A 758-nucleotide genomic window follows, 5' to 3' on the forward strand; every position below is an offset into this window, starting at 1 on the left:
GAGATCTGCAAGGGGATTTTTGCGCTGCTGACACCCACCCACTGGGATATTCGTGGGGTGGAATCCCTGCGCAAGGACACTTCCTATCTGGTGGTCAGTAATCATCAGTCCTGGGTGGATATCCCGGCGCTGGTGCAGGCGTTTAATCGCAAGACCCCGTACTTCAAGTTTTTCCTGAAGAAAGAACTGATTTGGGTGCCGTTTCTCGGGCTGGCTTTCTGGGCGCTGGATTACCCGTTCATGAAGCGCTACAGCAAGGCGTTTCTGAAAAAGAATCCGCACCTGAAAGGCCAGGATCTGGAAATCACCCGGCGAGCCTGCGAGAAATTTCAGGGTATCCCTGTCACGGTGGTGAATTTCCTGGAAGGGACTCGCTTTACCCCGGCCAAGCACGCTGCGCAGCAATCCCCTTACCGGAATTTGCTCAAGCCCAAGGCGGGCGGTGTGGCATTTGTACTGGCCGCGCTGGGGGATAATCTGGATGCGTTGCTGGATGTGACTGTGGTCTATCCGGACGGGAAGACCCCGGGGTTCTGGGATTTGCTCAGCGGCAAGGTGCAGAAAGTGATTGTTGACGTGCGCACCTGCCCGCTGGAACCCCGCCTGTGGCGCAGCGATTATCAGGACGATCCGGTGTTCCGTGAAGAAATTCAGCAGTGGGTGAGCGAGTTATGGCAGCAGAAAGATACTCGGATTGAAGTGCTTCGTGGCGGGTGCCAGGATCGTCCGTAACGGTAGGCGGTGGCATCTGTAGGCAT

The 758-nt window shown here is 56.3% G+C and carries 1 protein-coding gene; it reads left to right on the forward strand.

The window, feature by feature from the left end; all coding sequences use genetic code 11:
* On the forward strand, positions 1 to 732 hold a 732-nt coding region (locus tag A3730_RS01065), incomplete at its 5' end, for an acyltransferase (protein ID WP_063537291.1).
* Between the last annotated feature and the right edge of the window lie 26 nt (positions 733 to 758).

Source organism: Alcanivorax sp. HI0044 (assembly GCF_001634945.1).